This is a genomic window from Phytohabitans houttuyneae (assembly GCF_011764425.1).
Lineage (GTDB): Bacteria > Actinomycetota > Actinomycetes > Mycobacteriales > Micromonosporaceae > Phytohabitans > Phytohabitans houttuyneae.
Map to the genome: position 1 here is coordinate 41,846 of NZ_BLPF01000003.1, position 23,068 is coordinate 64,913.

The 23,068-nt window shown below is 72.8% G+C and carries 22 protein-coding genes and 2 pseudogenes; 15 read left to right on the forward strand and 9 right to left on the reverse strand.

Going from position 1 to position 23,068, the window contains the following annotated elements; all coding sequences use genetic code 11:
* Positions 1 to 4 precede the first annotated feature (4 nt).
* Positions 5 to 1,708 carry an ABC transporter ATP-binding protein gene (locus Phou_RS35150; RefSeq protein WP_443094378.1) on the reverse strand — a complete coding sequence of 568 codons (1,704 nt, stop codon included), beginning with the start codon at positions 1,706 to 1,708 and terminating at the stop codon, positions 5 to 7.
* Positions 1,709 to 1,805: 97 nt separating this feature from the next.
* The gene (locus tag Phou_RS35155; RefSeq protein ID WP_173065150.1) at positions 1,806 to 3,491 is read right to left on the reverse strand and encodes an ABC transporter ATP-binding protein; all 1,686 of its coding nucleotides are present in this window, start codon (positions 3,489 to 3,491) and stop codon (positions 1,806 to 1,808) included.
* A gap of 118 nt (positions 3,492 to 3,609) precedes the next feature.
* Between Phou_RS35155 and Phou_RS55115 the strand changes: the two genes are divergently transcribed.
* From Phou_RS55115 to Phou_RS35215, 14 genes and pseudogenes are all read left to right on the forward strand, one after another.
* Entirely contained in the window at positions 3,610 to 4,005 is a 396-nt protein-coding gene (locus Phou_RS55115) for an iron chelate uptake ABC transporter family permease subunit (protein ID WP_308784716.1), read from the forward strand.
* 83 nt (positions 4,006 to 4,088) lie between these two features.
* A pseudogene (locus tag Phou_RS35165) lies at positions 4,089 to 4,849 on the forward strand (DeoR/GlpR family DNA-binding transcription regulator).
* Between the two features lie 76 nt (positions 4,850 to 4,925).
* A complete protein-coding gene (locus tag Phou_RS35170) occupies positions 4,926 to 6,236 on the forward strand; it encodes an ABC transporter substrate-binding protein (protein ID WP_173065153.1) in 1,311 nt (436 codons plus the stop codon).
* A 52-nt stretch (positions 6,237 to 6,288) separates the two neighbouring features.
* A complete protein-coding gene (locus Phou_RS35175) occupies positions 6,289 to 7,224 on the forward strand; it encodes a carbohydrate ABC transporter permease (RefSeq protein WP_173065156.1) in 936 nt (311 codons plus the stop codon).
* On the forward strand, positions 7,221 to 8,024 hold the full coding sequence (locus Phou_RS35180; protein ID WP_173065159.1) for a carbohydrate ABC transporter permease: 804 nt from the start codon (positions 7,221 to 7,223) through the stop codon (positions 8,022 to 8,024). The genes Phou_RS35175 and Phou_RS35180 overlap by 4 nt, the downstream gene beginning before the upstream one ends.
* Complete coding sequence (locus Phou_RS55120; protein ID WP_308784717.1) at positions 8,021 to 8,233, forward strand: alcohol dehydrogenase catalytic domain-containing protein; 213 nt, start codon at positions 8,021 to 8,023, stop codon at positions 8,231 to 8,233. The genes Phou_RS35180 and Phou_RS55120 overlap by 4 nt, the downstream gene beginning before the upstream one ends.
* Complete coding sequence (locus Phou_RS55825; protein WP_371872244.1) at positions 8,218 to 9,009, forward strand: zinc-binding dehydrogenase; 792 nt, start codon at positions 8,218 to 8,220, stop codon at positions 9,007 to 9,009. Before Phou_RS55120 ends, Phou_RS55825 begins: the two co-directional genes overlap by 16 nt.
* A gap of 18 nt (positions 9,010 to 9,027) precedes the next feature.
* Complete coding sequence (locus Phou_RS35190) at positions 9,028 to 10,029, forward strand: class I SAM-dependent methyltransferase (protein ID WP_173065162.1); 1,002 nt, start codon at positions 9,028 to 9,030, stop codon at positions 10,027 to 10,029.
* Positions 10,030 to 10,078: 49 nt separating this feature from the next.
* Positions 10,079 to 10,840, forward strand: a complete 762-nt coding sequence (locus tag Phou_RS35195) for a cytochrome P450 family protein (protein WP_178134995.1) — start codon at positions 10,079 to 10,081, stop codon at positions 10,838 to 10,840.
* 35 nt (positions 10,841 to 10,875) lie between these two features.
* A pseudogene (locus Phou_RS54715) lies at positions 10,876 to 11,187 on the forward strand (isocitrate lyase/phosphoenolpyruvate mutase family protein); the annotation flags it as partial.
* A 58-nt stretch (positions 11,188 to 11,245) separates the two neighbouring features.
* Positions 11,246 to 11,638, forward strand: coding sequence for an isocitrate lyase/phosphoenolpyruvate mutase family protein (locus tag Phou_RS54720; RefSeq protein ID WP_281365133.1), 393 nt, complete (start codon positions 11,246 to 11,248; stop codon positions 11,636 to 11,638).
* An 80-nt stretch (positions 11,639 to 11,718) separates the two neighbouring features.
* Positions 11,719 to 12,519, forward strand: coding sequence for a serine hydrolase (locus Phou_RS35205; protein WP_173065165.1), 801 nt, complete (start codon positions 11,719 to 11,721; stop codon positions 12,517 to 12,519).
* Positions 12,520 to 12,562: 43 nt separating this feature from the next.
* Positions 12,563 to 12,754: a hypothetical protein gene (locus tag Phou_RS35210; RefSeq protein ID WP_173065168.1), complete on the forward strand. Its 192-nt coding sequence runs from the start codon at positions 12,563 to 12,565 to the stop codon at positions 12,752 to 12,754.
* Positions 12,755 to 12,879: 125 nt separating this feature from the next.
* The gene (locus tag Phou_RS35215; RefSeq protein WP_218579415.1) at positions 12,880 to 14,364 is read left to right on the forward strand and encodes an MFS transporter; all 1,485 of its coding nucleotides are present in this window, start codon (positions 12,880 to 12,882) and stop codon (positions 14,362 to 14,364) included.
* Between the two features lie 76 nt (positions 14,365 to 14,440).
* Here Phou_RS35215 and Phou_RS35220 read toward each other — a convergent pair whose 3' ends face one another.
* Complete coding sequence (locus tag Phou_RS35220) at positions 14,441 to 15,262, reverse strand: SDR family NAD(P)-dependent oxidoreductase (protein WP_173065171.1); 822 nt, start codon at positions 15,260 to 15,262, stop codon at positions 14,441 to 14,443.
* Positions 15,259 to 16,089: an isocitrate lyase/PEP mutase family protein gene (locus Phou_RS35225; RefSeq protein WP_173065174.1), complete on the reverse strand. Its 831-nt coding sequence runs from the start codon at positions 16,087 to 16,089 to the stop codon at positions 15,259 to 15,261. The genes Phou_RS35220 and Phou_RS35225 overlap by 4 nt, the downstream gene beginning before the upstream one ends.
* Positions 16,090 to 16,207: 118 nt before the next feature.
* Between Phou_RS35225 and Phou_RS35230 the strand changes: the two genes are divergently transcribed.
* Positions 16,208 to 17,776 carry an alkaline phosphatase D family protein gene (locus tag Phou_RS35230; RefSeq protein WP_173065177.1) on the forward strand — a complete coding sequence of 523 codons (1,569 nt, stop codon included), beginning with the start codon at positions 16,208 to 16,210 and terminating at the stop codon, positions 17,774 to 17,776.
* Positions 17,777 to 17,782: 6 nt separating this feature from the next.
* On the opposite strand, the gene Phou_RS35235 is transcribed toward Phou_RS35230, so the two are convergent.
* From Phou_RS35235 to Phou_RS35255, 5 genes are read right to left on the reverse strand one after another with little or no spacing between them, the layout of a single operon-like run.
* The gene (locus Phou_RS35235) at positions 17,783 to 18,490 is read right to left on the reverse strand and encodes an SRPBCC family protein (RefSeq protein WP_173065180.1); all 708 of its coding nucleotides are present in this window, start codon (positions 18,488 to 18,490) and stop codon (positions 17,783 to 17,785) included.
* A 3-nt stretch (positions 18,491 to 18,493) separates the two neighbouring features.
* Entirely contained in the window at positions 18,494 to 19,255 is a 762-nt protein-coding gene (locus Phou_RS35240) for an XdhC family protein (protein WP_173065184.1), read from the reverse strand.
* Complete coding sequence (locus Phou_RS35245) at positions 19,252 to 21,645, reverse strand: aerobic carbon-monoxide dehydrogenase large subunit (protein WP_173065187.1); 2,394 nt, start codon at positions 21,643 to 21,645, stop codon at positions 19,252 to 19,254. Before Phou_RS35245 ends, Phou_RS35240 begins: the two co-directional genes overlap by 4 nt.
* Positions 21,642 to 22,103 carry a (2Fe-2S)-binding protein gene (locus tag Phou_RS35250; RefSeq protein WP_173065190.1) on the reverse strand — a complete coding sequence of 154 codons (462 nt, stop codon included), beginning with the start codon at positions 22,101 to 22,103 and terminating at the stop codon, positions 21,642 to 21,644. Before Phou_RS35250 ends, Phou_RS35245 begins: the two co-directional genes overlap by 4 nt.
* A complete protein-coding gene (locus Phou_RS35255; RefSeq protein ID WP_173065193.1) occupies positions 22,103 to 22,975 on the reverse strand; it encodes an FAD binding domain-containing protein in 873 nt (290 codons plus the stop codon). Before Phou_RS35255 ends, Phou_RS35250 begins: the two co-directional genes overlap by 1 nt.
* Positions 22,976 to 23,068: the final 93 nt, after the last annotated feature.

Sequence of the window (23,068 nt, forward strand, 5' to 3'; positions counted from 1 at the left end):
GCGGTCAGCGGGTCGTGGACCAGGCCGCCCACAGGGCGGCGTAGCGGCCGCCGGCGGCCACCAGCTCGTCGTGCGTGCCGGACTCGACCACCCGGCCCGCCTCGAGCACGATGACCCGGTCGGCCGAGGCGGCCTGGGTGAGCCGGTGGGCGACGACCAGGGCGGTGCGCCCCGCCAGTGCGGCCGTCGCCGCCTCCTCCAGCACCCGCGCGCCCGCGCTGCCGGCGTCGGCGGTCGCCTCGTCCAGGACGGCGATCGGCGGGCCGGCCAGGACGAGGCGGGCCAGCGCCAGCTGCTGCGCCTGCGTCACGGTGAGCTCGTGCCCGCCCTCACCGACCACTGTGGACACCCCGTTCGGCAGCGCATCCGCCCAGGCGAGCGCGCCCACCCGGTCGAGCGCGGCGCGCAGCTCGGGCTCGGTCGCGCCGGGCCGCGCCAGGCGCAGGTCGTCGTCGAGGCGGCCGGCGAAGACGTGTACCTCCTGCGTGATCAGCGCGACGGCGCCGCCGGTCGCGGACGGCCCGAGCTCGTCCAGGCGCAGCCCGCCGAGGTGTACCGTGCCCGCCGTCGGGCGGTGGATGCCCGCGACGAGCTTGGCCACCGTGGTCTTCCCGGCGCCGCTGGCGCCGACGAGCGCTACCCGCTCGCCCGGCTCGATGTGCAGGTCGACGTCGCGGAGCACCGGGTGGCCGGGCACGTACGAGTGGCCGAGGCCGGCCGCCTTCACCGAGCCGCCGACGACCTGCGGCGCCCCCGTCTCCGGGCTGGCCGGCAGCGACGCGACGCCGACCAGGCGGGCGAGGCCCGCGGCGGCGACCTGCGCGTCGTCCACCAGGGCGAGCGCGATGTTGATGGGGTTGAAGAGGTTGTGGAAGTACAGCGCGGCGGCGGCCGCCGTGCCGATGCTCGCCGCGTCCGCGCGCACCAGCACGAAACCGGTGACGAGCACGGCGGACAGGCCGATGTACTCGGCGAGGTTGAGCCGCCCGAAGAAGCGGGTGATCAGCCGTACCGCCTGCAGCGCGAGCGTGACCGTGGCGGACGAGCGCTCGGTGACGAGGTCGACGTGCCGGTCGGCGAGCCGGAACGCGCGCACCGTCGAGGCGCCGCCCACGGTGTCGAGCAACTGCTGCTGCTGCGTACCGACACTGATCCGCTGCTCGGCGTAGAGCGGGATGGCGTGGCGCACGTACCACCGGACGGTGTGCGCCTGCACGGGCACGGCGAGGAGAGCGGCCAGCATGAAACGCCAGTCCAGCAGCGCGAGGCCGACGAGCGTGAGCACGATCGTGAGGCCGGCGCGGGCCAGTTGCGGCAGTGCGCGGCGGACGGCCTCGGCGACGATCGCGACGTCCGCGGTGACTCGGGCGCTGAGGTCACCGGAGCCGGCCCGCTCGACCTGTTCGAGGGGAGGCGCAGCGCCCGGGCCACAAACCGCTCCCGCAGCCGGGCCAGCATCTCCTCGCCCAGCCCGGCGACCATCGCCACTCCCAGCGCGGTGAGTCCACCCTGGACGACCGCGACGACGACGAGCAGCACCACGGGCGTGGTGAGCGCGCCGGCCGGCTGGCCGTCCGCGACGAGGTCGACGATCCGGCCGAGCAGCGGCGGGGTCAGCAGGCCCGCGGTGGTGGCCGCCACGAGCACGGCGAACGCGCCGAGCGCCCGCAGCCGCCGCCCGCGCAGCAGGCCGCGTACGGCCGCCCACGTCTCCCGCCCGCTCGCGGTGGGCAGCAGCCGGCCGGAAGTGGCGGTCACGTCGCTCTCCTGTCCTTCGTTGCCGGTCACCGTTTGTTCGTTGGCGGTCATTGAAGGACCGTCGCGCGGTACGTGGCGTCCGTGGCGACCAGGTCGGCGTGGCGGCCGACGGCGGTGACCGTGCCGCCGTCGAGGACGGCCACGCGGTCGGTGGCGGCCAGCAGCGCGGGGCTGGTCGTGACGACGACCGTCGTGCGGCCGGCGCGGATCTCGCGGATGCCGGCCGCGATCCGGGACTCCGTCACGGCGTCCACCGCCGTCGTGGGGTCGTGCAGCACGAGGACCGGCGGGTCGGCGGCGAGCGCGCGGGCCAGGGCGACGCGCTGGCGCTGGCCGCCGGACAGGGACTGTGCGCGTTCGCCGAGGACGGTGTCGACGCCGTCGGGGAGGCTGCGGGCGACCTCGTCGGCGCTGGCGGCGGCCAGCGCGCGGTCCACGCCGCCGGCGGTGGCGTAGGCGGGCGTGACGTTGGCGAGGAGGGGGCCGGCGAAGAGGGTGGCGTGGTGCGCGGCCACCAGGATGGCGCCGCGCAGGTCCGCTGGGTCCAGTGTGGACAGCGGGACGCCGTCGAGCGCCACCTCGCCCTCGGCCGGGTCCGCGTCGCGGGCCAGCGCCGACAGCAGCGCGGTCGCGGCGGCCGGGTCGGGCGCCACGACACCGAGCAGCTCGCCGGGCGCCACCTCCAGGTCCACACCGGACAGCGGGCCGTGGTGGACACCGGTCAGGGTGACGCGGCCGCGTACCGGATCGGGCAGCCGGGCACCGCCGGCCGTGACCGCCGCGGGCGCGGCCAGGACGGCGGCGATCCGCTTCGCGGAGGCGCGCCCCTGTGCCAGCTCGGCGTTGACCCACGCGAAGAGCTGCAGCGGGTTGAGCAGGAACAGGGCCAGGCCGACCGCCGCCACCAGGTCACCGACGCTGATGTCGCCGCTGGCCGCGAGGCGGCCGCCGACCAGCGCCACCGCGGCGATGAAGACGCCGGTCAGGGCGAGGATGGCGCCGTCGTGCGCGGCCTGCGTGCGTGCGGCGCGCAGCGTGGCGGCCAGCGACTCCTGGCTGGTACCGCGGTAGCGGTCGACAGCCGCGCGCTCGGCGCCGATGCCCTTGAGCACCCGCAGGCCGGCGACAAGGTCGGCGGCGACCCCGGAGGCGTGGGCGGCGCGCTCCTGCTCGACCGCGCTGCGGCGTTCCAGCGGGCGGCCCAGCAGGTGGCCGAGCCACAGCAGCGGGGGAGCGCCGAGCAGGACGACGAGGCCGAGCGGGACGGAGATCCAGAGCAGCGCGACGGCGCTGACCAGGAAGCCGGTGAGCGCGGCGATGGCCGAGGGGAGTACGACGTTGACGCCGCCCACCCGTCCCGCGTCGCCGGTCGCGATGTTCGCCAGCTCGCCGGCCAGTCGGCCGGTCTCGGCACCGCCGCCGGGGTGCAGGATGCGGCGGGTCAGGTCGACCCGCAGGTCGTGGGCGGCCCACTCCGAGGCGCGCTCGGCGGCCCTGGCCCCGAACCGCCAGCTGAACGACAGGACCGCGAAGACGGCCGCCAGCACGGCCAGCCACAGCACGAGGCGGGTCACCGAGCCGGTCGCGACGGCCGTGTCGATGACCACACCGATCACCACGGGTACGAGTGCCTCGCCCGCCTGATGGCTGGCGGCGAACAAGGCGGCCAGCCCGACATGTCGCCGCTGGCCGCCGATCGCCCGGCCCAGGACGGTTCCTTGATCCCCACGCATAGTAAGGCGAGGCTAATCTAACCGTCGTGCGTATGGCGAGAGGGGCCGCCGGAGCGGCCAGGGGCGGCGGCCCGCTCCTCGCCGCGGGCGCGCTGCTGCTCGTGTTCCTGCTGAGCGGGTGGACCTCCACTATGGACGGAAGCTGGCGCTGCTGGAGATGGGCGAAGACACCGCGCGGTCGCTGGGCGTGCCCGTCGGTCATACCCGGGGCATGCTGATCCTGGCCGCGATCGCGCTGAGCGCGATCGCGCTCAGCGCGGTCGCGACGGCCGCCGCGGGCCCGATCGCCTTCGTCGCCCTCGCGGCGCGGCCCGGGACATCTCTTATGTCCCGATTCTTCGCATCCACACCGCACGTCGTACGCGGGCGGGCGCATCAAACGGGCAGGGAACGGGCGCGAACTTCGCCCGTTCGGGCATCCGGATTAAGCGGCTATGTCGGGATAGATCTGCTGGTAAACGTTGCTCCCGCTGGTCCGAGCGGGCAAAGTCAGGCGCAGGAAACCGCCCTGTGAACCGGCTCACACCGTTTCGGCGGTGTTAGAACATGGTTATTCGCGTGTTGCTGTTTCCGGAAGACGGGACGGAGGTGGAGCGGATGAATGCCGACGAGCGGCAGCACCGCATCCTCGTTCTGGCCCGCAGCAACGGCGACGTCGACGTGGGCAAGCTGGCCGCCGAGCTCGCCGTGGCGCCGGAGACCATCCGGCGTGACCTGCGCACCCTGGAGCAGCACGGTCTGGTCCGGCGTACGCACGGCGGGGCGCGCGCGGTGGAGACCGCCCGCTTCGAGACCACTCTCGCGATGCGGACGACCCGGCGGGTGCCCGAAAAGCGCCGGATCGCGGCCGCCTGCGCCGATCTCGTGGGCGATGCCGAGACCATCTTCGTCGACGAGGGGTTCACGCCCCAGCTGATCGCCGAGGCGCTGCCCGCCGACCGGAGCCTGACCGTGGTCACCGCCTCGCTCAGCACCGCCGCGGTCCTCGCCGCCAACCCGGCCACCACCGTGCTGCTGCTCGGGGGAGGGTGCGCGGGCGCACGCTCGCCACCGTGGATCACTGGGCCACCGCGATGCTGGCCGGCTTCGTCATCGACCTGGCGTTCGTCGGCGCCAACGGGATCTCGCGCGAGCACGGGCTCACCACGCCCGACCCGGCGGTGGCCGACGTGAAGTCACAGGTCGTCCGCGTCTCCCGGCGGCGGGTGTTCGCCGGGGTGCACACGAAGTTCGGGGTGAGCAGCTTCTGCCGCTTCGCCGAGATCGCCGACTTCGAAACCATCGTCACCGACGCGGCGCTGCCCGCGTCGGAGGCCCATCGCTACTCCCTGCTCGGCCCGCAGGTCCTGCGGGTCTGAACCCCCGATAACTCGCTATCACGGGAGGTTTGCCGTGCCACGCCGCCCCTTATTTATCGGTATTTCCGCACTTGTTATGACGCTCGCCGCCTGCTCGGGCGCCGGTGGATCCGGTTCGAGCAGTGACGGGGACAGCAAGACCATCACCGCGCTGATGGTGGGCAACCCGCAGATGGAGGACATCGCCAAGCTCACCGCGGACGCCTTCACCAAGGAAACCGGCATCACGGTGAAGTTCACGATCCTCCCGGAGAACGAGCTGCGCGACAAAGTCACCCAGGACGTGGCGACCCAGGGCGGGCAGTACGACGTGGTCACCATCGGGGCGTACGAGGCGCCGATCTGGGCCAAGAACGGCTGGCTGCACGAGCTGTCCAGCTACGCCGACAAGGACTCCGGCTACGACTCGGCCGACCTGCTCGAGCCCATGGTCAAGTCACTGTCCGGTGAGGACGGAAACCTGTACGCGGCACCGTTCTACGGTGAGTCCTCGTTTCTGATGTGGAACAAAGAGCTGTTCGCGGCCAAGGGCATCACGATGCCGGAGCGCCCGACCTGGCAGCAGGTCGCCGAGTTCGCCAAGCAGCTCAACGACAAGCGGGCCGGTGTCGCCGGCATCTGCCTGCGCGGCCTGCCCGGCTGGGGCGAGGTCTTCGCGCCACTGACCACCGTGGTCAACACGTTCGGCGGCACCTGGTTCGAGAAGGACTGGACGCCCAAGGTGAACTCACCGGAGTTCACCCAGGCCACCAAGTTCTACGTGGACCTCGTCCGGCAGTACGGCGAGGCGGGCGCGTCGCAGGCCGGCTTCACCGAGTGCCTGAACACGTTCGGGCAGGGCAAGGCGGCGATGTGGTACGACGCGACCTCCGCCGCCGGCACCCTCGAAGACGCGTCGGCCTCGAAGGTGGCCGGCAAGGTCGGCTACGCGTACGCGCCGGTGAACAAGACCAGGTCGTCCGGGTGGCTGTGGGCCTGGGCGTGGGCGATGCCGAAGACCACCAAGCAGGCCGACGCCGCGTGGCAGTTCATCTCGTGGGCCACCGGCAAGGAGTACGAGAAGCTGGTCGGCGAGAAGCTGGGCTGGTCGCGGCTGCCGGCCGGCAAGCGCACCTCGACCTACAACCTGCCGGAGTACAAGCAGTCGGCCACCGCGTTCGCGGACATCACGCTGAAGGCCATCGAGGAGGCCGACCCGACCAACCCGGGCCTGCAGCCGCGGCCGGCGCTGGGCGTGCAGTTCGTCGGCATACCCGAGTTCGCGGACCTCGGTACCAAGGTCTCCCAGGAGGTGGCGTCGGCGATCGCCGGCAAGACATCCGTCGAGAAGGCGCTCGCCGACGGGCAGAAGCTCGCCGAGACCGTCGCGGAGAAGTACCGCAAATGAGACCCTCCGCCCTTCGCGGCCCCTGCCCGCCCGGAGCGAAGCGAGGCCGGGCATGAGCTCCGCCGCCACCCTGGAGAAGGCGCCCGTCCGGCCCGCCACCAAGCGGGCCGGGCCGGCGGCCTCCCGGCGCGACCGGTGGTCCCGGCGGGCGCCGCTGCTCCCCGCGCTGATCTTCGCGATCATCGTGACGCAGGTGCCGTTCCTCGTCACGCTCTACCTGTCCACGCTGAGCTGGAACGCGCTGCGCCCCGGCTCGCGCGAGTTCACCGGCCTGTCCAACTACGCCACGGTCCTGTCCGACGGTCGGCTGCGCGCCGCGCTCCTCAACACCGTCGTGCTCACCGCCAGCGCGGTGATCGTGTCGGTGCTGCTCGGGTTGGGGCTCGCGATCCTGCTCGACCGCAAGTTTCCCGGCCGGGGGATCGTGCGCACGCTGCTGATCACGCCGTTCCTGGTGATGCCGATGGCGGCCGCGCTGCTGTGGAAGCACGCCATCTACAACCCGGCGTACGGCCTCATCAACGGCGTCCTCGGCGGTGACACCGACTGGGTCTCCAGCTACCCGATGGTCGCGGTGGTCGCCACGCTCGTGTGGCAGTGGACACCGTTCATGATGCTGATCATCCTGGCCGGGCTGCAGTCGCAGTCGCTGGAGACTTTGGAGGCGGCACGGGTCGACGGCGCGACGGGATGGCAGACGTTCCTGCACGTCACGCTCCCGTACCTGCGCCCCTACCTGGAGCTGTCCGCGCTGCTCGGCTCGATCTACCTGGTGCAGACGTTCGACGCGGTCTTCACGATCACGCAGGGCGGGCCGGGCACGGCGACGACCAACCTGCCCTACGAGATCTACCTGACCACGTTCCGCAAGTTCGAGTACGGCGAGGCCGCAGCCGCGGGCGTCGTCGTGGTGATCGGCACGATCGTCGTCGCCACGTTCGCGCTGCGGGTCATCTCCGGCCTCTTCAAGATGGAGGTCTCCCGATGAGGCGTCTACCTTGGACGATCCTGGCCTGGGCGTGCGGGCTGGCCTTCTTCTTCCCGGTGCTGTGGATGGTGCTGACCGGCTTCAAGCGCGAGGCCGACGCCGCGTCCAACCCGCCCACCTGGGTCTTCATGCCCACGCTCGACGGGTACCGGCAGGTGTTCGACCGGGACCTCACCCCGTACCTGCTCAACTCGCTGATGGCCAGCCTCTTTTCCACGCTGCTCGTGCTGGTGCTGGCCACGCCCGCCGCGTACGCGCTGTCGCTGCGGCCGGTGGGCAAGTGGCGGGACGCGCTGTTCTTCTTCATCTCCACCAAGATGCTGCCGGCGGTCGCCGCGCTCCTGCCCATCTACCTGGTGGTCAAGGAGCTTGGCATGCTCGACAACGTCTGGACCATGGTGATCCTCTACAGCGCCATGAACCTCCCGCTGGCCATCTGGATGATGCGCTCGTTCCTGCTGGAGGTGCCGGCGTCGGTGCTCGAGGCCGCCGAGATGGACGGCGCCGGGCTGCTCGTCTCGATCCGCCGGGTGCTGCTGCCGATCGTCTCGCCGGGCCTCGCGGCGACGGCGCTGATCTGCTTCATCTTCTCCTGGAACGAGTTCTTCTTCGCGGTCAACCTGACCGCGACCCGCGCCGGAACGGCGCCGATCTTCCTGGTCGGGTTCATCTCCTCCGAAGGTCTGTTCCTGGCCCGGCTGTGTGCCGCCGCCACGCTCGTCTCCCTGCCCGTCGTGCTGGCCGGCTGGCTGGCGCAGAAGCAGCTCGTGCGGGGCCTTTCGATGGGAGCCGTCAAGTGAAGGCCGCTGTGGTTGTCACCCCCGGGCAGATCGCGATCGAGAAGGTGCCGGACCCCACGCCCGGCCCCCGCGACGTGGTCGTCGAGGTGGCCGGGTGCGGGATCTGCGGCACTGATCTGCACATCATGGATGGCGAGTTCGCACCCGCCTACCCGATCGTCCCGGCCACGAGTTCGCCGGCCGCGTCGTGGAGGTGGGCAGCGCGGTGACCGAGCTCGCGGTGGGGGAGCAGGTGGCCGTGGACCCGTCCCTGCACTGTGGCGAGTGTTACCAGTGCAAACGGGCCCGCGGCAACCTGTGCGAAAACTGGAACGCGATCGGCGTCACCAGGCCCGGCGGCGCCGCCGAGTTCGCGCTCGCGCCGGTCGCCAACTGCTTCCGCCTACCCGAGGGCGTCAACGTGGCGGATGCCGCGCTCATCGAGCCGCTGTCCTGTGCGGTGCGCGGCTTCGACGTCCTGCCGCGCCGGCTCGCCGACCACTACCTCATCTACGGCGCCGGCACGATGGGGCTGATGATGATGGAGCTGGCCAAGCGGGCCGGCGCGGCGTCGGTGTCCATGGTGGACATCAACCCGGCGCGGCTGGAGACCGCCCGGCTGCTGGGCTGCTCGGCGGCGGTGACCTCGGCGGACGAGCTCGTCGCGCCGCGCGGGTGGGACGTGGTCGTCGACTGTACGGGCGTGGAGGCGGCGATCACCGACGGGCTGGGGCGGGTCGGCAAGGGCGGCACGTTCCTGCAGTTCGGCGTCGCCTCGTACGGCGCCCGCGCGGTGATCGAGCCGTACAAGATCTACAACCAGGAGATCACGATCACCGGCTCGATGGCGGTGCTGCACAGCTTCGACCGGGCCGGCGAGCTGTGGGCCGGTGGGCTGCTCGACGCCGAGGTGTTCGTCAGCCACCACTATCCGCTCGACGATTACGCCAAAGCGATGGGTCAGTTTCGGGAAGGTGTCGGCCGGAAGATCGTGATCGAGCCCTGACGCTCTAGGCTTGGCCGCGTGGGGGAGGAGTACCTCGATCCGCGGCTTGTCGCCCTGTACGACAGCCTGACCGCCGAGCGACCCGATGTCCCGTTCTACGTCGACCTGGCTGCCCAGCTGCCCGCCGACACGGTCGCCGACGTGGGCTGTGGCACGGGCCGGCTCGCCGTCGAGCTGGCCGGGCGCGGCCACCGCGTGCTCGGTGTCGACCCGAGCGCGGCGATGCTCGACGCGGCGCGCCGGCGTCCGGGCGGTGACCTGGTGCGCTGGGCGCGCGGCGACGCGACGCTCCTCGCTCCCGGAGAGTGGGACCTCGTGGTGCTCTCCGGCAACGTCGTACAGGAGATCACCGACGACCGGGCGCTGCTGGCCACGTTCGCGGCGATCCGGCGGGCGCTGCGACCTGGCGGGCGGCTGGTGTTCGACAGCCGCAACCCGGCCGCCCGGTGCTGGACACAGTGGACGCCGCCGGACAGCCACCGCGTCGTCGGCGGCGGCGTGGAGGTCTGGCGCGCCAACGCCCGCGCCGACGGCGACCTCGTGGGCTACGAGACGCACTTCCGGTTTCCCGGCGGCGAGGAGCTGGTGTCCCGCGGCGAGCTGCGGTTCCGCTCGTACGCGTGGCTCAAGCACGCCCTCGCCGGCGCCGGGTTCGACCTCGACCCGATGGACTCCGAAGCGCCCGACCTGGTCTTCCTCGCCACACCCTCGCCACCCCGGCGGGCGGTGCGCCTGGTGCTCGACCGCGAGCTGCGGGCCACGGTCCACTACGCGGACGCCGACCCGGTCTTCGCCTTCCTCGACGGCCTGTCCTCGCTGGAGACGCTGGCCCGGCTGCGCGAGCTGGGTGTTCCGCCGGAGCTGCTGTACGACGAGGTGCGCCGGCTCGACCTCGCCTGGGACCCGGCGGCGGAGGTGCGGGAGCGGTCGGAGGCGGACATGGACGACTGGCGCCGCCGTGACCAGGAGCGGCGGGAGCGGCTCAAGCGGGAGTTCCGGGAGCGGCGGCCGGAGGACTGAGGGGTCGCTTCGGCCGCCACCGAAGGATCCCGGGTTTAGCGTCTGCGGTGTGGAGATCTTCTTGAACGCGCCCGACGAGGTGCGTGCGGTGCTCGCGGACGGCCGCTTCGTGCCGGTGCCCCCGCCGGCGGACGGACCGGCCGGATCGATGGCGTGGCTGCGCTCGGCGGTGGCGCGGTTCAGTCACGGGCCGGCGCACGCGCGGCGGCGGGCCATCGTCGAGGGCGAGCTCGCCGCGATCGATCCGGAACAGCTCCGCGCCGCGGCCGCCGCCTCGGGCCGCCCCGCCGCAGAGGTCGCGGTCGCGGTGCTGGCCGAGGCGCTCGGCGTGCGCGATGTCGACGGGGTGGTCGCGGCGCTGCCCGCGGTGGCGGCCGTCTACCTGGCGCCGGGCGACGCGCACGCCGAGAGGGCCGCGGACGGCGGGGTGGCCGCGCTGGTGGCGCTGCTCCCGGCGGCGGGTGACGAAATGGTGGCAAACCGGATCGGGCTGCTCGTGCAGGCGTACGCGGCGACGGCCGGGCTGGTGCGCGCCGCGGTGGCGCACGGGTCGGTGGCGGACGGGCTGCGGGCGGAGCCGCCGGTACGCGCGACGCGGCGAGTGGCCACTGTGGACACCACGCTGGGCGGGACGGTGGTCGCGGCGGGAGACGTGCTCGTCCTGGACCTCGCGGCGGCCGGGTTGCCGTTCGGCGGGGAGCCGCGGGTCTGCCCCGGACGCGCGCACGCGCTCGCCATCGCGACGGGGGCGGCGGCGCCATCCGGCTCCGTCACCGCGCTGTCCGGCACCGGGACGGGGGAGGGGCGATGAGCTTCCGGGACCTGCACCACGGCGAGCGGCTGCTCATGCTGCCCAACGCGTGGGACCACGCGTCGGCGGCCGCGCTGGCGGCGCGGGGGTTCGCCGCCGTCGGTACCACGAGTCTCGGCGTCGCGGCGGCGGCGGGGAAGCCGGACGGCACCGGGGCGACCCGGGACGAGACGGTCGACCTGGCCCGGCGGCTTCGCGGGCTGCCGTGCATGGTGAGCGTGGACATCGAGGGCGGCTTCAGCGAGCGGCCCGAGGAGGTGGCGGACCTCGTCACCGAACTCGCCGGCCTCGGCGTCGTGGGCATCAACATCGAGGACGGCCGGGCGGACGGCACCCTCGCCCCGATCGGCCACCAGCTGTCCGTGATCGGCGGGATCAAGGCACGGGTACCGGAAATGTTTGTCAATGCCCGCACGGACACGCACTGGCTGCGGGGGGGCGACCCCCGCGCCGCTGGAGGAGGCGCTGCGGAGGGTGCGCGCGTTCGCGGAGGCCGGCGCCGACGGCGTCTTCGTGCCCGGAGTGACCGACGACGCGGCGATTGGCGCATTGGTGGAGAAAGCGCTGGTGCCGCTCAATGTCCTATTTGTACCTGGACTCTCGCTCGACCGCCTGGCCGCGCTCGGCGTGCGGCGAGTGAGCACGGGCTCGCTGCTCTTCCGGGTCGCGCTGACCGCGGCGGTGGAGGCGGCCGCGGCCGTGGCCGACGGGAGCGGGCCGGCGAAAGACCTGGTCAGCTACGCGGAGGTGCAGGCGTTGAACGAACACCGAGTTGGTACGCGTACAACTGACATGTGAGGACCACCTCCCGTCGCGGGTTGCTATCCCTGGCCGCAGCGGCCGGTGTCGCTGGGTTGGCTACAGCAGGTGCCGGTGTCGTGACTCTCCGATCGCAAGACTCGGCCGGCGCGTCCGGCCCGAGCGGCGCCGGGCCCAAAGCCAGCCGGCCGTCGCCCACACCCTCGCCGACGCCCGACCGGGTGGCCGAGACCAAGGTCGTGCTGGAGCGGCTGGTGCGGGCCAATGGCGGGCGGGTCAGCGTCGCGCTGCACGACCGGGTAACCGGTGCGGGGCTCTCGGTGGGCACCCGGCGGTTCCGCACCGCGAGCATCGTGAAGGTCGACATCCTCGCCGCGCTGCTGCTCGCCGACGACACGCTCAGCTCGACGCAGCGTTCGCTCGCCACCGACATGATCACGGTGAGCGACAACGACGCGGCGAGCCGCCTCTTCCGCACGGTCGGCGGGGTTTCCGGGCTCAACAGGGCTAATGCCGCCTTGGGGATGAAGGAGACAAAGGCTAACTCCGCGTGGGGAGTGACCACCACGACGGCCGCCGACCAGGTGCGGCTGCTGCGCACGATCACGACAAACGGCGGTCCACTGTCGACGGCCGCGGCGCGGTTCGTGCTCGGGCTGATGAGCAAGGTCGTCGAGGAGCAGCGGTGGGGCGTGCCGGCCGCCGCGCCCGCCGCGACCTCCGGCGTGTGGGTCAAAAACGGCTGGGTCCAGGTCAGCGCCGACAACGGCCTGTGGGTGGTCAACAGCATCGGCCGCATCACCGAAGACGGCCACGACTGGCTGATGGCGGTCCTCTCCGACCACCACTCGACCCAGGAGAAGGGCATCGAGATCGTGGAGCAGGCCGCCACCGCCGCGCTGAAGTCCATGCGCGCCTGAAGGTGTGGCTGACCGCCTGGTCCGCGCGCCCTACCCTCGGTGCATGGAAGCGCTTGTCGTCATCGGTGTACTCGTCGTTCTCATCGCCGCCGGCGGCGGCTACCTGATGTGGCGCGACCGGCGCCGCGGCATCTCCGCCGGCGATCCCGCGACCACGCCGCCGCCCGCCGCGGCCGACCCGCACGGCGTCGCCGGCACCCGCTACCAGGAGGGCACCGCGTCCGGCGGACCGTAGTCACCGTCCGTGAGTGGACATTGACCACTCCCGTCACAGAGAATTGATGCGCCCGGTAGTGAACCAGGCACGCAGCGTCGACGTATAGGTGAAAATATCCGCGGTTCTCTTTGGCGGGAGGAGCCGTGACACTAGCCATCGTTCCGTTGCCGAGGCGCGTGGTGGCCCGGCGCAGGCGAGCGTTCACGCTGCTGGCGTTCGTGCAGGCCACGCTCATCTTCACGATCACGGTCGTGTCGGTGCCGCTGCCCGCGATCGGTCGCGAGCTGGGCCTGGAGCGCGCGCAGCTGATCCTGGTCAGCGCGGCGTACGCGCTGTCGTTCAGCGGCCTGCTGCTCTTCGGCGGCCGGCTCGCCGACCGGTACGGCGGGCGCCGCATGCTCCTGATCGGACTGTTCCTGTTCGCCGCGGCCTCGATCAGCGCCGGATACGCGCTGGGCTACGAGATGCTGGTCGGCGCCCGGTTCGCGCAGGGCATCGGCGCCGCGATCATCGCGCCGGCCCTGACCGCGGTGCTGCGCGGCGTCTTCGCCGACCCGGTCAGCTACCACCACGCGATGGCCCGGTGGGGCGGCATCTCGGTGCTCGGCGCCACGTCCGGCGTCGTGCTCGCCGGCATCGCCACGACGTGGGTGTCGTGGCGGTGGATGTTCGCCGCGCCCGCGCTGATCGCCACGCTCGCGCTGCTCATCGCGCCCCGGCTGGTGCCCGAGGCGGCGCGCGTCCACCCCGGCCAGCGCCCCCGCCTCGACCTGCCCGCCGCGGTGCTCGCCACCGGCGGCATCACGATGCTCAGCTACGGCTTCGTGATCACCGACCAGTACCCGTGGTCCTCACCCCAGGTGACCGGCCCACTGGTGAGCGGCCTCGCGCTGATGCTCGCGTTCGTGCTGGTGGAGCTGCGCGGCAACAGCCCGCTGCTGCCACTGTCCTTCCTGGCCAACTCGCGCCGCGTGATCTCCCTCCTCGCCATCGGCCTCGCCGCGGCCGGCTCGTCGATCATCTGCCTGCTCCTCGGCCTGTACCTGCAGCAGGTCCGCGGCTGGACCACGCTGCACACGTCGCTGGCGTTCGTGCCGTACGCGGTCTCGCTGATCGTCATGGGCCGCATCGGCCGCCGCCCCATCGAGCGCTACGGCGCACCCGCCGTCGTCGCCACCGGCCTCGCGCTGACCGCCGCCGGCTTCCTGCACCTGTCCGGCCTCGACCCCGCGACCACCTACCTGACCGGCCTGCTGCCCGGGCTCGTGCTGGTGCCGGCCGGGGTCGCGCTGGCCTTCTCCGGCGCGACGGTGCTGGCCATGGCCGACGTGCAGCCCCGCCAGGCCGGCCTCGCCGGCGGCTTGATGAACACGTTCATGGAGATCGGCCCCACCCTCGGCGTCGCCCTGCTCATGGCCGTGGCGGCCGCACGCAGCACCCACGTCGGCGGGGCGGACCTCACGGCGGCCACGACGAGCGGCTACGCGTGGGCGTTCGGCGCGGCGGGCCTGGCGTTCGCGCTGCTCGCGGTGGTCGCGCTCGCGACCGAGCAGCCCGACCCGGTGCTCGAGCCGGCCCGCGACGAAGCCGACCCCGACTACGCCTGGCGCGCGAGGGCGGCCGCGTGACCGACATTCACCGGAGATTTTGAGCTACCGCGACGTCCGCCTGAAGGAGACCGGACGGGCGCGGGTGTCGCGGGGGCTAGCGTTCCTCGGGGTCTTGGCCGCGGGCGGCGCGGCCGCCGTCGACGGGGATCACGGCGCCGGTGATGTAGCTGGAGTCCGGCGAGAGCAGGTGGGCCACCGCGGCGGCCACCTCGTCGGCGCGGCCCACGCGGCCCAGCGGGTGGAGGCGGCGCATCTCGGCGTCGATGAGGGTGGCGCCGGCCGGGCCGGCGTCGGTGAGGTAGGCGTCGTAGCGTTCGGTGGCGATCGAGCCGAGTGCCACCGCGTTGACCCGGATGCCGTGCCGGCCGTAGTCGACGGCGAGTGCTCTGGTCAGGCCCTCGATCGCGGCCTTGGCGGTGGCGTAGGGCAGCGCGCCCGGCACCGGGCGCTGGGCCTGGTGCGAGGAGACGTTGACGATGGCGCCGGGCGTGCCGGTGGCGAGGAAGTGCTTGACCGCCGCGGCGCAGCCGGCCATCGCCAGGCCGAGGTTGAGCGCCACGAGGTCGAGCACCTCGCGCGCCGGTGCGTTGTGCAGCGAGGCGTCACGGAAGACGGCGGCGTTGTTGACCCAGCCGGCGAGCGGCGCGTGTATCGCGGCGAGATCCGCGGCTCGGGTGGCCACCTCCTCGTCGGCGGCGTCGCCGGTGACGGTCAGGAGGCGGTGTGGCCGCTGCTCTCCGGGCCAGCCGACCTCCACGTCCACGTCGGTGTGGCCGTGGGGAAGCGGGACGTGCCAGTCGGCGTCGACGCCGACGACCGGACCGTCGTGCAGGAGCCGTTCGGCGATGGCGCGCCCGATGCCGCGGGCGGCGCCGGTGACCACGTACGACCCGCTCGCCCCCGTGCCGACGATCATGGGTTGAGCTTACCGAGAAGCCCGTTCAGCTGGCCGTAGTCCAGGTCGCTCGCCAGCGACTCGTACGTGCCGCTGCCCAGCACCTCGCGCATGCCGCGGCGGGCGTGCGCGTACGCGGACAGGGCGATCGACGCGCCGACGCTCACCCGCGCGACGCCGAGCTTGGCCAGATCGGGCACGGGCGGGGAGCCGGGACCCGCCATGATGTTGAGCGGCGCGTCGATGCCCTCGGCGAGGCGGGCGATCGTGTCCGCATCGGCCACGCCGGGCACGAAGATCCCGTCGGCGCCGGCGGCCAGGTAGGCGGCGGCCCGTTCGAGCGTGGCGTCCAGCCGGGTCGCCGGGTCACCGACCGCGCGCAGGTAGACGTCCGTGCGGGCGTTGACGAAGAGGGGTACCCCGGTCGCGGTGGCCGCCTCCCTCGTGGCCGCGAGGCGCTCGGCGTGCTCGGCGGTGTCGCGCAGCCCGGCGGGGCCGGCGTCCTCGATGTTGATGCCGCACGCGCCGGCGTCGACGATCGCGCGCACGGTCTCCGCCACCCCCGCCGGGTCGGGCGCGTAGCCGCCCTCGACGTCCGCGGTGACCGGCACGCCCACCGCCGCCACGATCCGCGCGACTAGGCCGGCGGCGAGGTCGCGCCCGAGGTGGTCGCCGTCGGCCGCGCCGAGGCTCCACGCCACGCCCGCGCTGGTGGTGGCGACCGCCGCGGCGCCGGCGTCTTCGGCGAGGCGGGCGGTGGCGACGTCCCACGCGTTCGGGAGCACGAGGAGGGCGCCCGGCGCGTGCATGGCGCGGAAGGCGGCGGTCTTGTCGAGTTGGCTTGTCATGGCCTCCACTCCACCAGGTTCCGCCGCGCGGGGCTGGCCGTTTTCGGACGTGAACCGTCGTACATTGTTCGTGTCGTGCTCGCCCGCCGATCACCGCCGCTGGGGTTGACTGCGGCCTATGACCGCTCACGTCCACCGCCGCGGCTTCCTTGCCGGCGTCGCGGGCGTCGCCGGCCTCGCGGCGGCCGCCCAGATCCCCGCCGCGCGGGCCACGGCCACGCCGCGGCCAGCCGGCTACCCGTTCACGCTGGGCGTTGCCAGCGGCGACCCGACAGCGACCGGTGCCGTGCTGTGGACGCGGCTGGCGCCGGAGCCGTTCGCGCCCGGCGGCGGCATGCCGCGGCGGGCGGCAACCGTGGAGTGGCAGGTGGCCACCGACGCCCGCTTCCGCCAGGTGGTGCGCGAAGGCGTGGCGTGGGCGCTGCCGCAGCTCGCCCACTCGGTACACGTCGAGGTGGACGGGCTGCGCCCGGACCGCGAGTGGTTCTACCGCTTCCGCTACCGCGGCGACCTCTCGCCGGTCGGCCGCACCCGGACAGCGCCCGCGCCCCAGGCCGGTGCGGGTGGCGCGCTGGCGTTCGCGTTCGCGTCGTGCCAGGCGTGGGACAGCGGCTACTACCCGTCGTACCGCCACATGGCCGCCGAGGACCTCGACCTGGTGCTCCACCTGGGCGACTACGTCTACGAGGGCGGCATCCCGGCGGACGGCGGCTACCGCGGCGTGGCGACGCCGGACGTGCTGCGCGAGGCGCCGCGCGACGTGGAGCGGTGGCGCATGCAGTACGCGCTCTACAAGAGCGACCCCGACCTGCAGGCGGCGCACGCCCGCTTCCCGTGGCTTGTCACGTGGGACGACCACGAGGTCCAGAACGACTACGCGAACACCGAGTCGCAGTACGAGGGCGACATCAGCGTGCTGCGCGCCGCCGCGTACCAGGCGTGGTACGAACACCAGCCGGTGCGCGCGCCGGCCCGCCCCGCCGCCGGCGGGCCGCGCATCTACCGCCGCCTGCGGTGGGGCCAGCTCGCGCAGGTCGACCTGGTGGACGGCCGCCAGTACCGCTCGATCCCGCCGTGCGGGTGGGGCGAGGCGCAGGCGTGCCCCGAGGCGTACGACCCGTCGATCACGATGCTGGGCGAGGAGCAGGAGCGCTGGCTGTACCAGGGCTTCGCCGAGTCACGCGCGCGCTGGAACATCCTGGGCAGCAACGTGATGGTCGGCCGCCTTGACCACGACGGCGCGGCCGGCGACCTGCTGTGGCACGACGCGTGGGACGGCTTTCCGGCGGCGCGCAACCGCCTCACGTCCGCGTGGGCGCGGCACCGGGTGAGCAACCCGGTGGTGGTGACGGGCGACTGGCACTCCACGTTCGTCAACGACATCAAGCGCGACTTCGACAACCCGTCCTCGCCGGTGGTGGCCACCGAGTTCGTCGGCACGTCCATCTCCACGAACGGTGACGGCGAGGTCTACGGCCCTTACTACGGCCCGATGATCAGGTACAACCCGCACATCAGGTTCTTCGACGGCGACCGCCGCGGGTACGTGCGCTGCGAGGTGCGGCGGGCGGAGATGCGGGCGGAGCTGAGGGTGGTCTCGACGGTGAGCCGCCGCGACGCGCCGGAGTCGGTGTACGCGAGGTTTGCGGTGGAGGACGGGCGCCCGGGAGCGGTCCGCACCGCGTGAGCCGCCTCAGACGAGCCAGACGAGCAGGATGATCGCGACCACGATCGCCAGTGCCACGGGGATCAGGCGGACCAGCACCGGAGCCGCCGCGGCCCGCAGCAAATCGACCGGGGCCGGCTCGCCCGCCGCGGGGATGTCGTCGGCGCCGGACTCGTGACCGGGCGCGGGACCCTCGCCGGCAGCGGCCGAAGCGGCCGAAGCGGCGGGAGCGGCGGGAGCGGCGGGAGCGGCGGGAGCGGCGGGAGCGGCCGTGGGAGAAGGGGACGGGGCCGACGACAGCACCGTCTCGCGGAGCGACGTCACGAACTGGTCCAGCAGCTTGCCGCTGACCTGCGCGATCGCCCCCCGCCCGAACTGCGCCAGCGGCCCCGCCACCGTCAGGTCGGTCGCCACCGTCACGCGGGTGCTGTCGCCCTCGCCGGTCAGGTCGGCGGTGACCACCGCGGACGCCCGCCCCGGCCCGCCGCTCTGCTTGCCAGTCGCCTCCAGGACGGCGTGATGGCGGGAAGCGTCGCGTTCGCGGAAGCGGGCCACGCCGGCGTACTGGGCGACGACCGGGCCGACCTTGACCCGCACCGTGCCATGGTAGTCGTCGCCGTCCACTTCGGTCAGTTTGGCGCCGGGCATGCAGGGTGCGATCCGTTCGACGTCGGTGAGGACGGCCCACGTCTCGTCCACCGGGCGGGGCACGACGAACTCATGGTCGAGGCGCACGGGTCACTCCAGAACGGGCAGCAGGGAGGCTTTGGGCGGGACCACCGGAGGTGGGGGAGCGGCGCGCGGGCGGCTCGCGATGATCTCAGCGAGGATGGAGAGCGCCACCTCGGGGGCGGTGCGGGCGCCGATGTCGAGGCCGGCCGGCGAGTGCACCGCGGAGGTGTCCACGTCCAAAGAGGACAGGACGGCGGAGCCGCGGCGGCGGCTGGCGACAAGGGCGACGTACGGCACACCGGTCCGCAGCGCGGCCGTGAGCACCGGCTCCTCGTCGTGGCCGTGCGAGGCGACGACCACCGCGACCGCGTCCGGCGGGATCGGCGCGGACGGGTCGACGACCGCGGTCACCTGGTAGCCCAGCGGGCCGCCGAGCGCGGCGAGGGCTCGGGCGACCGGGGCGTCGCCGAGGACGTGTACCAGCGGCGGCGGGAGCATCGGCTCCAGGAAGATGTCGAGCGCGCCGCCGGACAGGCACGGGTTGGCGACGGTGACCGCTCCCTCCTCGGCCGGCGCGTCCCCGGCCGAGGGGGTGATGTGCAGCAGCGTCGACTCGCCGGTGGTCAGCAGGCGCAGGCCCTGCGCCAGCACCGTCGACGTGGCGCAGGTGCCGCCCACGAAGCCGTCCAGCGTGCCGTCGGCCAGGATCAGCGCGGTGTCGCCGGCCTTCGCGCTCGTGGGACGCTGGGCCCGGACCACCGTCGCCATCACGAACGGCTTGCGCTGGGCGCGCAGGTCCGAGGCCCGCAGCATCAGGTCGGTTCTCATGTGATGGCCAGGTCCGTGCGCAGCGGCCGTCCCTGGATGGCGCGCCACACGTGCGCGGGTGTGAGGGGCATGTCGGCGTGCCGTACCCCATAGGGCTTGAGGGCGTCCAGGACCGCGTTGACGACGGCGGCCGGGCTGCCGACGGTGGCCGACTCACCGACTCCCTTGGCACCGATGGGGTGGTGCGGTGACGGCGTCACGGTCTCGCCGAGCTCCCAGGACGGGCACTCCATCGAGGTGGGCAGCAGGTAGTCCATGAAGGACGCGCCGAGGCAGTTGCCGTCCTCGTCGAACGCGATCAGCTGCATCAGCGCCATCCCGACCCCGTCCGCGAGGCCGCCGTGCACCTGGCCCTCGACGATCGTCGGGTTGATGCGCACGCCGCAGTCGTCGACAGCCACGAACCGCCGCACCTTCACCTGCCCGGTGCCGGGGTCGACGTCGACCACGCAGATGTACGCGCCGAACGGGAACGTGAGGTTGGGCGGGTTGTAGACGGTGGTCGCGTCGAGGTGCCCCTCGATGCCCTCGGGCAGCTCCAGGCTGGAGTGCGCGGCGAGCGCGATCTCCTGGATCGTGCGGCCCTGCCCCTGGTCGCCGCGGACGAACCAGCGGCCCTTCTCCCACTCCAGGTCGCCCGGGTCGACCTCCAGCATCGCGGAGGCGACCTGCCTGGCCCGCTCGCGTACCTTGCGGGCGACGACCGCGGTCGCGGCGCCGGAGACGGGGGTGGAGCGCGACCCGTACGTGCCGAGGCCGAACGGGGTCTGGTCGGTGTCGCCGTGCACCACGTCGATGTCGTCCACCGGGATGCCCAGCTCCTCGGCGACGATCTGCGCGTACGTGGTCTCGTGCCCCTGGCCCTGCGACTGCACCGAGATGCGCAGCACCGCCTTGCCGGTCGGGTGCACGCGAAGCTCGGCGCCGTCGGCCATCCCGAGGCCGAGGATGTCCATGTGCTTGCGCGGCCCGGCACCCACGGCCTCGGTGAAGAAGCTGAGGCCGATGCCCGTCAGCGGCCCGGTCCGGTCGCCGGCGAGCCAACGCTCGCGCTGCTGTTGTTGTGCGGCGCGGAGCTCGTCGTACCCGGCCATGTCCAATGCGAGCTGGAGTGCGCGCGGATAGTCGCCGGAGTCGTACTCCCAGCCGGTGGGGCTCGGGTACGGGAACTGCTCCGGCTTGAGCAGGTTTTTCATGCGCAGCTCCGCCGGGTCCATCTTCAGCTCGTACGCGAGCACGTCGATCATGCGCTCGATCAGGTACGCGGCCTCGGTGATCCGGAACGAGCAGGCGTACGCCACACCGCCAGGCGCCTTGTTGGTGTAGACGCCGGTGACCGCGCAGTGTGCGGCCTCCACGTCGTACGAGCCGGTGAAGACGTGGAAGAAGCCGGCCGGGAACTTGGTCGGCTGGGCGGTGCCGTTGAACGCGCCGTGGTCCGCGATCACCTTCACCCGCAGCGCGCGGATGTTGCCGTCGCGGGTCGCGGCCACCTCGCCGCGCATGTGGTAGTCGCGGGCGAAGCCGGTGCTCATGAGGTTTTCGGAGCGGTCCTCCATCCACTTGACCGGCTTGCCGGTGACGATCGAGCCGACGATCGCGCACACGTACCCGGGGTAGATGGGCACCTTGTTGCCGAAGCCGCCGCCCACGTCCGGCGAGATGACCCGGATCTTGTGCTCGGGCAGGCCGGCGACCAGCGCGTACACCGTGCGGTGCGCGTGCGGCGCCTGCGTGTTGCACCAGATCGTGAGCTTGCCGGTGACCGCGTCGAAGTCGGCGATGGCGCCGCACGTCTCCAGCGGCGCGGGGTGGACGCGCGGGTACAGCACATCCTGCGCGACCACCACCTCCGCCGACGCGAACACCGCGTCGGTGGCCGCCTCGTCGCCCGCGCCCCAGTCGAAGATGTGGTTGTCCGCCTGTCCCTCCTTGTCGTCCCGGATCACGGGGGCGTCCGGGTCGAGCGCGCGGCGGGCGTCCACCACGGCGGTCAGCGGTTCGTACTCCACATCGATCAGCTCGAGCGCGTCTCTCGCGGCGTACCGGTCCTCGGCGACCACGAACGCCACCTCCTGGCCCTGGAAGCGGACCTTGTCGGTGGCGAGAACCGCCTGGGTGTCGGCCGAGAGCGTCGGCATCCAGGCGAGCTTGAGTCCCTCCAGCGTCTGGCCGGTGATCACGGCCTTGACCTTCGGGTGGGCCTGCGCGGCGGCCGTGTCGATCGACACGATGCGCGCGTGCGCGTACGGGCTGCGCAGCACCGCGCCGTGCAGCATGCCGGGCAGGTTGACGTCGTCGACGTAGGTGCCCCGGCCGCGCACGAAGCGCGCGTCCTCCTTGCGGTGCATCCGACCGAAGCCGACCGGTGGTTTGTCCACAGTGGTCATGACTTGTTCACCGCCGCCCACTGGACCGAACGCACAATGTTTTCGTAGCCGGTGCAGCGGCACGCCTGCCCGGAGATCGCCTCGCGGATCTCGTTTTCGGACGGATCGGGGTTGCGGTCGAGCAACCAGCGGGCGGTCATCATCATGCCCGGCGTGCAGAAGCCGCACTGCAGGCCGTGGCACTGCACGAAGCCCTGCTGCACCGGGTCGAGCGTGGCGCCGTCGGCCAGCCCTTCGACCGTCCGCACCGTACGACCGTCGGCCATCACGGCGAGCACGGTGCACGACTTCACCGGGGTGCCGTCGAGCCAGACCACGCACACGCCGCAGTTGGAGGTGTCGCAACCCCAGTGGGTGCCGGTGAGGCCGAGCGTGTCGCGCAGGAAGTGGACGAGCAGCAGCCGCGGCTCGACGTCCGCGGTGTGCTCGTCCCCGTTGACGGTGACGGTGATCTGCATCAGATCGCCCCTCTCGCTCGCTCGACCGCCCGGCGCAACGCGCGGGTGGTCAGCTCGCCGGCCAGGTGCTTCTTGTAGTCGGACGGGCCGCGCTGGTCGGCGACGGGCTCGCAGTGCGCGGCGGCGATCCGGCCCGCCTCGACGAGGTTGGCGTCGGTCGCCGGCGACCCGCGCAGGAACTCCTCGGCCTCGGGCGCGTGGAAGTGCGCCGCGCCGACCGCGGTCAGCCCGATGCCGGCGTCGCTGACCGTGTCGCCGTCCAGCCACACGGCCGCGCCCGCGGCGGCCACGGCCCAGTCGCCGACCCGCCGCTCCACCTTCTCGTAGGCCGAGCCGCCGCCAGGGCGCACCGGGACCACGATCTCGATGAGCAGCTCGCCGGGGGCGACCACCGTCTCGTACGGTCCGGTGTGGAACTCGCGCACCGGCACCTTCCGCTCACCGCCCGGCCCGCGCACGACCGCCGCCGCGCCGACCGCCGCGAAGGCGGCCGACAGGTCCTCGGACGGATCGGCCTGGCACAGCGAGCCGCCGACCGTGCCGCGGTTGCGCACGACCGGGTCGGCGATCACCCGCTCCGCGTCGTGGAAGATCGGGTAGTGCTCGCCCACCAGCGGGGAGGCGAGCAGGTCGGCGTGGCGGGTCATGGCGCCGACGGCGAGCACGTCGCCGTCGAGCCGCACGTACGCCAGCTCCTCAAGGTCGTTGATGTCGATGAGCGCCTCGGGGCGCGCGAGCCGCAGCTTCATCATCGGGATGAGGCTGTGCCCGCCCGCGACCACGCGCGCCTCGCTGCCCCATTTCGCCAGCAATGCGAGGGCATGGTCCACACTGGTCGCCCGCTCGTACTCGAAATGCGCCGGCACCTGCATCGGCCCAGCTTTTACCGCTGGTGAGGACTCCGCAACAGCACGATAACCATATGGTTAGGCCCCCTGGTGGGACGGCGTGCCCGGAGGAAAGAT

Coding starts and splice junctions, on each gene's coding strand:
- Phou_RS35155 (WP_173065150.1), bottom strand. CDS start 3,491: ATGCGTGGGGATCAAGGAACCGTCCTGGGCCGGGCGATCGGCGGCCAG.
- Phou_RS35170 (WP_173065153.1), top strand. CDS start 4,926: ATGACGCTCGCCGCCTGCTCGGGCGCCGGTGGATCCGGTTCGAGCAGT.
- Phou_RS35175 (WP_173065156.1), top strand. CDS start 6,289: ATGAGCTCCGCCGCCACCCTGGAGAAGGCGCCCGTCCGGCCCGCCACC.
- Phou_RS35180 (WP_173065159.1), top strand. CDS start 7,221: ATGAGGCGTCTACCTTGGACGATCCTGGCCTGGGCGTGCGGGCTGGCC.
- Phou_RS54720 (WP_281365133.1), top strand. CDS start 11,246: ATGCCCGCACGGACACGCACTGGCTGCGGGGGGGCGACCCCCGCGCCG.
- Phou_RS35210 (WP_173065168.1), top strand. CDS start 12,563: ATGGAAGCGCTTGTCGTCATCGGTGTACTCGTCGTTCTCATCGCCGCC.
- Phou_RS35220 (WP_173065171.1), bottom strand. CDS start 15,262: ATGATCGTCGGCACGGGGGCGAGCGGGTCGTACGTGGTCACCGGCGCC.
- Phou_RS35225 (WP_173065174.1), bottom strand. CDS start 16,089: ATGACAAGCCAACTCGACAAGACCGCCGCCTTCCGCGCCATGCACGCG.
- Phou_RS35230 (WP_173065177.1), top strand. CDS start 16,208: ATGACCGCTCACGTCCACCGCCGCGGCTTCCTTGCCGGCGTCGCGGGC.
- Phou_RS35240 (WP_173065184.1), bottom strand. CDS start 19,255: ATGAGAACCGACCTGATGCTGCGGGCCTCGGACCTGCGCGCCCAGCGC.
- Phou_RS35245 (WP_173065187.1), bottom strand. CDS start 21,645: ATGACCACTGTGGACAAACCACCGGTCGGCTTCGGTCGGATGCACCGC.
- Phou_RS35250 (WP_173065190.1), bottom strand. CDS start 22,103: ATGCAGATCACCGTCACCGTCAACGGGGACGAGCACACCGCGGACGTC.
- Phou_RS35255 (WP_173065193.1), bottom strand. CDS start 22,975: ATGCAGGTGCCGGCGCATTTCGAGTACGAGCGGGCGACCAGTGTGGAC.